Raw genomic sequence first — 742 nt, 5'->3', positions numbered from 1 at the left:
CAACTACCTCATCCATTAGTGCTTGCATTAAATAAATACCTAATCCGCCTACCGGTAGCTCGCTGATTTCCGCAGCTTGCAGCGGAGCAGCTTTATCCAAAGCTTCAGAGTGGAACTCCGGACCTTTATTTTTGACCTTGATGGTAAGCCCCGCTTCAGAGGATTCAAAACAAATGTCGACCATATCTTCTTCAGCAGCATGTGAACCATGTAATATAGCGTTGTTGCAAGCCTCCGAGACAGCAACCTTCATATCTTCAATATCTTCATAAGAAAATTGCATCTTAGATGCAATGCCATATAAACAAATTCTCACGATCTCGATATAGCCCGCATGAGCAGGGATTTGTAAACGAATCTCATTCATCCTTTATCCTCTATCCCTTCTCCTAAATAGCTGGATAAACCCGTCAAATCAAACAGACGTCTAATGGATGATGGAATTTCTTGCACATAAAAAGAAGCATTTAATCCATCACGAATTTTTAGCACAGAGACGATAATGCCAATCCCGGTGCTGTCTATATATTTTAAGTTTTTCAAATTCAGTATAAGTCCTTTCTCCGATTGATGCACAACTGGCTCCAATACTGACCGAAGCTGCGGAACAACAGATAAGTCAAGCTCACCACTTATATGCAGAATAAATGCATCCGTTGTTTCTTCTTGATCAATTTGAAATTGTTCTACTCTCATTCCGTTGTTTCTTCTTGATCAATTTGAAATTGTTCTACTCTCATTC

General features: G+C 39.8%; 2 protein-coding genes. Both read right to left on the bottom strand.

The features are described 5' to 3' along the window. On the bottom strand, positions 1-367 hold a 367-nt coding region (locus AC1DWN_RS34715), incomplete at its 3' end, for an ATP-binding protein (RefSeq protein WP_477563342.1). Then, a complete protein-coding gene (locus AC1DWN_RS34710) occupies positions 364-696 on the bottom strand; it encodes an STAS domain-containing protein (RefSeq protein WP_477563341.1) in 333 nt (110 codons plus the stop codon). The genes AC1DWN_RS34710 and AC1DWN_RS34715, both read right to left, overlap by 4 nt. Positions 697-742: the final 46 nt, after the last annotated feature.

It is taken from the genome of Paenibacillus sp. P4_A7 (assembly GCF_056402455.1).
Note: the sequence above shows the minus strand (reverse complement) of the source record. Positions and strands in the feature narration are given on the sequence as shown.

Excerpts from the sequence above, each read along its gene's own strand:
- AC1DWN_RS34710 (WP_477563341.1), bottom strand. The coding sequence starts at position 696 with ATGAGAGTAGAACAATTTCAAATTGATCAAGAAGAAACAACGGATGCA.